Here is a 6,923-nt window from a genome sequence, read left to right on the forward strand (position 1 = left end):
CCCCGGCCCCGGCCGCCGCCCCGGCTCCGGTGGCCGCTCCGGCTCCGTCCGCCCCGGCTGCTCCGGCCGCCCCGGCGCCGGCTCCGGCCCCGGCCGCCCCGGTGGCCGCTCCGGCTCCGGTGGCCCCGGCCGCTCCGGCCCCGGTCGCCGCTCCGGCCCCGGTCGCGCCCCTCGCCCCGGCCGCCCCGGCCGCCCCGGTGGCCGACGCCGGTGACGCCTACGTCACCCCGCTGGTGCGCAAGCTCGCCGCCGAGCAGGGCGTCGCCCTGGCCTCCGTCACCGGCACCGGTGTCGGCGGCCGGATCCGCAAGCAGGACGTCCTCGCCGCCGCCGAGGCCGCCAAGGCCGCGCCGGCCCCGGTCGCCGCCGCCCCGGCCGCCGCGCCGAAGGCCGCCGCCGTCGCGCCGTCCGAGCTTCGCGGCCAGACGGTCAAGATGACCCGCATCCGCAAGGCCATCGGCGACAACATGCTGAAGGCCCTGCACGAGCAGGCTCAGCTGACCAGCGTGGTCGAGGTGGACGTCACCAAGATCATGTCGCTGCGCGGCAAGGCCAAGGACTCCTTCCTCGCCCGCGAGGGCGTGAAGCTGTCCCCGATGCCGTTCTTCGTCAAGGCCGCCGCCCAGGCGCTGAAGGCCCACGCGGTCATCAACGCCCGGATCAACGAGGCCGAGGGCACCATCACCTACTTCGACACCGAGAACATCGGTATCGCGGTGGACTCCGAGAAGGGTCTGATGACCCCGGTCATCAAGGGTGCGGGCGACCTCAACATCGCCGGCATCTCCAAGAAGACCGCGGAGCTGGCCGCCAAGGTGCGCGGCAACAAGATCACCCCGGACGAGCTGTCCGGCGCGACCTTCACCATCAGCAACACCGGCTCGCGCGGTGCGCTGTTCGACACCGTGATCGTTCCGCCGAACCAGGTCGCCATCCTGGGCATCGGCGCGACCGTCAAGCGCCCGGTCGTCATCGAGGCCGAGGGCGGCACCGCCATCGGCATCCGTGACATGACCTACCTGTCGCTCTCCTACGACCACCGCCTGGTGGACGGCGCCGACGCCGCCCGCTTCCTGGTGGCCGTCAAGGAGATCCTGGAGGCCGGCGAGTTCGAGGTCGAGCTCGGCCTGTAAGGCTCCCCGCGGCACCTGGTCGCACTACGCCGGAACCCCGCGTCGTCCCCGGACGGCGCGGGGTTCCGGCGTTCCCGGGCGAGCGCGACCGCTCGGCCGCCCCGGCATCGGAAGAACGGGCGTTTCGCGGCCCCATCGCATGCGCCGGCGCGGGCGAACGGGGATGCTGGAGCGGTGATGGACGAGACCGACTTCTGGCAGATCATCGACGACACCCGGGAAGCCGCCGAGGGCGACCCGGACGAGCAGGCCGAACGGCTGGTGGAGCGGCTCGTCCAACTGACCCCGGACGACGTCATCGACTTCGCCCGGCTCTTCGAGGCGCGGTTCCAGCGCGCCTACCGGACCGACCTCTGGGCCGCGGCGCACCTGCTGCTGGACGGCGCCTCCGAGGACACCTTCGACTACTTCCGCTGCTGGCTGATCGGCCAGGGCCGGGACGTCTTCGAGGGCGGCCTGCACGAGCCGGACGACCTGGCCGACCTGCTGCCCGAGTTCGACGAGGAGGAGGACGGCGAGGCCGAGGACCTCGGCTACGCCGCCGACGAGGCGTACGAGCAGCTGACCGGGCTGCCGCTGCCCGAGGTGGGCGAGCGGCAGCCCGCGGCGCCGTACGGGCCGCCCTTCGACTTCGACGACCCGGAGACGATGGCGAAACGGTTCCCCAAGCTCTGGGAGCGTTACGGGGACTGAGCCACGCTCGGGGAGCGTGACCGGGACGCACGCCCGGGGAGCGTGACGGTCACGCGCGCCGGGGAGCCCGCTCGCCCCCGCGCGTGCGTCGCCCTGGCGCGCGTTCGCCCGGGCGCGCGCCCCGGGGTTGCTCAGGTGCCGGAGCCCGAGGCGCTGGTGTCCTGCTTGATGCCCTTGAGGATCTGGTCGAGCACGGTGGGGTCCGGCGCGCCCGCGGCGTCGTCGACCCCGCCCTCGAAGGCCACGTAGCCGCCGCCCTTGGCCGGCACGGCCACCATCAGGACGTAGCCCTTGGTGCCGTCCGAGGTGGTGATGTGCCAGCGCACCGCGTACCCGGAGACGCCCGCCACCGTGGTGCTGGAGGAACCGGCGTCGGTGTGCCCGGTGATCCCGGTGAAGATCGCCCCCGCGTAGGTGGGCATCGCCGCCTCGGCGGCCGCCCGGGCGGAGCTCCCCGAGATGGTGTCCTTCTCGACCGAGAACTGGCCGCGGATGCACGAGCCGCCGCCCGGGCAGGTGTAGCGGCCGGTGCCGAGGAAGACCGTCGAGTGCGTGGTGTCGGTCTGCGCGTCCCAGCCCTGGAAGACCGGCACCGTGATCGAGTGCTGGGTGTCGGCCGCGGTGTCCTTGACCACCGGGACCGGCGGCAGGCTCGGCGTGGGGGTCGGCGTGGGCGGCGGGCTGGTCTTCTTCGTCGGGCTCGGGCTCGGCGTCGAGCTCGGGCCGGTGCTGACCGTGACCGTCGGCGTCGGGTCCGCGCGCGGGGTGTCGCCGCCGCTGTTGAGGGCGATCGCGGCCACCACGCCGACCACGGCCAGCACTCCCACCACGATCGCGACGGCCACGCCCGGCTTCATCCGGCCCGGCGGCGTGGACGGCGGCGGGTAGCCGCCGGCCGGCGGGTAGCCGTAGGAGGGCTGGCCCTGCGCCGGGTAGCCGTACGAGGAGGCGCCCTGCTGGGGGGCGCCGTAGCCGTACGAGGGCGGCGGCGTGGCCGGGGCCGTCGGCTGCGGGGTCTGCCAGGAGACCTGGGTCGGGGCGTCGGCGAGCCCGCCGCCGCCCGCCTGGACGGGGCGGACGTCGCTCGTCCAGGCGCTGCCGTCCCACCAGCGCTCGTGACCGGCCGTGCCGTCCGCACCCGGTACCGGGTACCACCCGGGAGGCGTCGAGTTGCTCACGGCCGTACGGTACCCGGCACGGCACTACTCCAGACAGGTTGGGTTTGTCACGACTCTGCACCGGCCCGGGCGCGGAATCCGAGGCCTCGTCAAGGGCCCGGCACGGGTGGTGCGGAGGGTGCGGCGGGCGACGGGACGGGCCGCCGGAGGGGCTCAGGCGACGAGCGAGCGGGCCATCCAGATGTCGTCGACGTACCGGCCGTCGATCAGGAACTCCTCCGTCAGCGAGCCCTCGACCACGAAGCCGCAGGCCTCGTACAGCCGGCGGGCGGGGGCGTTGTGCCCGAGCACGCGCAGGGTGATCCGGCGGGCGCCGTCCTCCCGGGCGGCCGCGCAGGCGGCCTCGATCAGCGCCCGGCCCAGGCCCCGGCCGCGGACGGCGGCGTCGACCGCCAGGCCCTGGATCTGGCGCACGTGCCGGTTGCTGACCAGCGGGGTGGGCGGGACCACCCGGATGTAGCCGACGATCCGGCCGTCGAGCAGGGCGAGCCTGAACTGCTCCGGGGTGTGGCGCTCGTCGAACACGGGATCGCCCTCGGGCGGCTGCGGGGCCACGTCGCTGAGCCAGGACCAGGCGGCCCGGTTGAGCTCCGAGAGCTCCTTCTCGTCCTCGGGCCGCGCGGGACGGATGATCAGATCTTCCTCGTGCATGCGCGTCATGCTAATCAGCGCCCTCCCGGGCTGTATACGGAGTTCAGGGGCCGGGAACTGCGAGGATGGGCCCATGCGAATCGCTGTCACAGGCTCCACGGGATTGATCGGCTCGGCACTCGTCCGCTCCCTGCTGGCGGACGGCCATGAGGTGGTCCGGCTCGTCCGGCACCGGTCCAGGACCGGCCCGCGGCCGGACGGGACGACGGCGATCGGCTGGAACCCGCTGCTCGGCCAGGTCGACCGGGACGGGCTGGCCGGGGTCGGGGCCGTGGTGCACCTGGCGGGGGCCGGCGTCGGCGACCACCGCTGGACCGACGCGTACAAGCGGGAGATCCGGGAGAGCCGGGTGCTCGGCACCGAGACGCTGGCCGTCGCGCTGGCCGAACTGAAGGAGCCGCCGAAGGTCTTCGTCAGCGCCTCCGCGGTCGGCCTCTACGGGCAGACCGGGGACGCGGTGATCGACGAGGACTCCCCCGCCGGGGACGACTTCCTGGCCGAGGTCTGCGTCGAGTGGGAGGCCGCCGCGCGGCCGGCCGAGCGGGCCGGGATCCGCGTGGTGCACCCGCGCACCGGGCTGGTGCTCTCCGCCCGCGGCGGGGCCGGCGGGCGGCTGTTCCCGCTCTTCCGGCTGGGCCTCGGCGGGCGGCTCGGCGACGGCCGGCAGTACTGGAGCTTCATCTCGCTCGCGGACGAGGTCGCGGCGCTGCGGTTCCTGATCGACCGGGAGGACCTGAGCGGCGCGTTCAACCTCAGCGCGCCGGAGCCGGTGACCAACGCCGAGCTGACGGCGGCGCTCGGGCGGGCGCTGAAGCGGCCGACGCCGTTCCCGGTGCCGGAGGCCGTGCTGAAGCTGGTGCTGGGCGAGCTGGCGATCGAGGTCGTGGGCAGCCACCGGGTGGTGCCGCGGCGGCTGTTGGAGGCGGGCTTCCGCTTCCAGCACCCGGACGTCGACTCGGCGGTGCGGGCCGCGCTGTAGCGCGGGGCCGGCCCTTCCCGCCGGGCACGCGTCGCCGGCCCTGAGGCGGGTGCCCCTCGGCGGCCGGCCGTCTGCGCGGGCGTCTGCGCGTCGTCCGCGCCGCCGGGGGCGGGCCCGCGTACGCCCGGTACGACATCTGCGCTGGCCAGGGGCATATGCCCGGCGGACCGGGGGCGGGATCCGAGAGGGGGCGCACGGGAGCACGCGGTGGGCGCGTTGCACGCCCCCGGTGACCGTGCGCGCCCGTCGGCCCCCGAACCCCGGGATTGGGCGCACAGTCCGTGACCGCGCCCCCGGTGGATGCGGCCGAACCCCTTCCGGCCCCCGGATACGGCCCGGCGCGCTTGTCTGACGCTCACATTGACTGGGCATCACATCGTCGGACCGTGTCCCGGCACCCCGCTGCCTGCGTCGGCCGGAGCCCCGGGACCAGGGAGGGAGCACGCCAGTGCCCACGTACGACTTCACCCGCCGCACCCGCCGACAGTCCGACCCGGACGTCGTCGTGGTGGGCGCCGGACTCGCGGGCCTGGCCGCCGCCCGCGAGCTGACCGGCCGCGGACTGTCCGTCCAGGTCCTGGAGACCACGGACCGGGTCGGCGGCCGCATGGCCACCCGCGAGCTGGACGGATTCCGGCTCGACCACGGCAGCCAGCTGCTCAACACCGCCTACCCCGAGCTGCGGCGGGTGCTCGACCTGGACCGCCTCGAACTGCGCCCGCTCGCGCCCGGCGTACTCGTGCACAGCGGCGGCCGCCGGTACCGCGCCGGGGACCCGCAGCTCACCGCCGCCCGGCAGGCCACCGCCCGGGCACCGCTGGGCAGTCCGCTGGACAAGGCCCGGCTGGGCAACTGGCTCAGCCGGCTGGCCGTCACCCCGGCCACCCGGCTGCAGGCCCGGCCGGAGACCACCGCCGCCCGCGCGCTGACCGAACGCGGCCTCGCACCGCGCACGGTCGACGGGTTCCTGCGGCCGCTGCTCGGCGCCCTGCTCAGCGACCCGGCCCTGGGCACCAGCAGCCGGATCGCCGACCTGGTGCTGCGCGGCTACGCGCGCGGCCGGCTCTGTCTGCCCGCCGACGGGATCGCCGCGGTGCCGGCCCAGCTGGCCGCCGCGCTGCCCGCCGGGACGGTGCGCACCGGGGTGCAGGTCACCTCGATCGCGGCGGACGGCGTGGAGACGGCCGGGCACGGGCGGATCGGCGCCCAGGCCGTGGTCGTGGCCACCGGTGCGCGGTCCGCCGCCGGGCTGCTGCCCGGTCTACGGCTGCCGGACTTCCACCCGGTCACGACCTTCTACCACGCGGCCGACCGGGCGCCGATCGGCGAGGCCGTGCTGCTGCTGGACGGCGAGCGGCCCGGCGGCCACCCGCCGCTGGTCTCGCACTCGGTGGTGCTCAGCGAGCTGCACCCCTCGTACGCGCCGGCCGGGCAGGCGCTGGTGGCCACCACCGTCCTCGGGCGGCGGTCCTTCGACGCCGGCGGGCCGGCCGCGCTCGAACCGGCGGTGCGGGCGCGGCTGGCGGAGCTGTACGGGACGCGGACCAGGGGCTGGCAGTTCCTGAGCGTGCGCCACGTCCCCGACGCGGTGCCGGCCATGCCGCCGCCGCACAACCCCCGGCGCCCGGTGCGGCTGCTGGCCGGGCTGTACGTCTGCGGGGACCACCGGGACACCAGCAGTGCCCAGGGCGCGCTGGTCTCGGGGCGGCGGGCCGCACAGGCCGTGGTGCGCGACCTCGGGCTGCCGGCCGACGCCCGCGCGGCGGAGGAAGCCGCCTGACCGGCCGTCGCGGGCCCGCCCGGGACGGCCGGAACACGCGGACGGGCTGCCGAGGTTGGGGCCGACCCGCACGCCAGCATGCCGCTATGACCGCTATTCGGATGGTTTCCGCCCCGGGCCGGGGGCGCGCCCGCGCACCGGCCGACCGGTGAGCGCCGACTCCCCGGTCCAGCCGCTCGCCCTGGTCCTGCTCCCGGCCGCCGCGGCAACCGCACCGCCGATCGCCGGCCGGCTGCTGCGGTGGATCGCCGCCCCACCGTGCTGTTCGAGATCCCGCTCGGCGTACTGGTCGGCCCGGACGCGCCGGGCCTGGCGCACGTCGCTGACCCGGCCGGCGCGATCTCGCGGTTCGGCCTCGCCCTGCTGGTGCTGCCGGCCGGGTACGAGAGCGACTTCGCCGAGCCCCGAGCGCGTCGGCGGCCGCCGGGTCGGCGGCCAGCTTGCGTACGGCTTCGAGCAGGGCGGCCGGGTCCTCGGGGGCGACGAGCACGCCCGCGCCCGAGCGGCGC

The 6,923-nt window shown here is 75.9% G+C and carries 6 protein-coding genes; 4 read left to right on the forward strand and 2 right to left on the reverse strand.

Annotation, left to right across the window (positions count from 1 at the left end; all coding sequences use genetic code 11):
* Nucleotides 1-1,133: 2-oxoglutarate dehydrogenase, E2 component, dihydrolipoamide succinyltransferase (gene sucB / locus ACFVHB_RS39545; protein WP_380332759.1), on the forward strand; the 1,133-nt coding region annotated here is incomplete at its 5' end.
* Nucleotides 1,134-1,310: 177 nt separating this feature from the next.
* Entirely contained in the window at nucleotides 1,311-1,826 is a 516-nt protein-coding gene (locus tag ACFVHB_RS39550) for a DUF4240 domain-containing protein (protein ID WP_380332761.1), read from the forward strand.
* Between the two features lie 131 nt (nucleotides 1,827-1,957).
* Here the strand turns inward: ACFVHB_RS39550 and ACFVHB_RS39555 are convergent, their stop codons facing one another.
* Nucleotides 1,958-3,004 (reverse strand): DUF2510 domain-containing protein, encoded by a 1,047-nt coding sequence (locus tag ACFVHB_RS39555; RefSeq protein ID WP_380332763.1) that lies wholly within the window; start codon nucleotides 3,002-3,004, stop codon nucleotides 1,958-1,960.
* 153 nt (nucleotides 3,005-3,157) lie between these two features.
* Entirely contained in the window at nucleotides 3,158-3,655 is a 498-nt protein-coding gene (locus ACFVHB_RS39560) for a GNAT family N-acetyltransferase (RefSeq protein WP_380332765.1), read from the reverse strand.
* 73 nt (nucleotides 3,656-3,728) lie between these two features.
* Here ACFVHB_RS39560 and ACFVHB_RS39565 point away from each other — a divergent pair, with 73 nt between their 5' ends.
* Both ACFVHB_RS39565 and ACFVHB_RS39570 read left to right on the forward strand, forming a co-directional pair.
* A complete protein-coding gene (locus tag ACFVHB_RS39565; RefSeq protein ID WP_380332767.1) occupies nucleotides 3,729-4,634 on the forward strand; it encodes a TIGR01777 family oxidoreductase in 906 nt (301 codons plus the stop codon).
* A gap of 448 nt (nucleotides 4,635-5,082) precedes the next feature.
* The gene (locus ACFVHB_RS39570; RefSeq protein ID WP_380332769.1) at nucleotides 5,083-6,414 is read left to right on the forward strand and encodes an FAD-dependent oxidoreductase; all 1,332 of its coding nucleotides are present in this window, start codon (nucleotides 5,083-5,085) and stop codon (nucleotides 6,412-6,414) included.
* Nucleotides 6,415-6,923: the final 509 nt, after the last annotated feature.

This window comes from Kitasatospora sp. NPDC127111, from assembly GCF_042677465.1.
GTDB lineage: Bacteria > Actinomycetota > Actinomycetes > Streptomycetales > Streptomycetaceae > Kitasatospora.

What these genes read in the sequence shown, in the direction of transcription:
- ACFVHB_RS39560 (WP_380332765.1), bottom strand. Translation starts at nt 3,655, where the DNA reads ATGCACGAGGAAGATCTGATCATCCGTCCCGCGCGGCCCGAGGACGAG.
- ACFVHB_RS39550 (WP_380332761.1), top strand. Translation starts at nt 1,311, where the DNA reads ATGGACGAGACCGACTTCTGGCAGATCATCGACGACACCCGGGAAGCC.
- ACFVHB_RS39565 (WP_380332767.1), top strand. Translation starts at nt 3,729, where the DNA reads ATGCGAATCGCTGTCACAGGCTCCACGGGATTGATCGGCTCGGCACTC.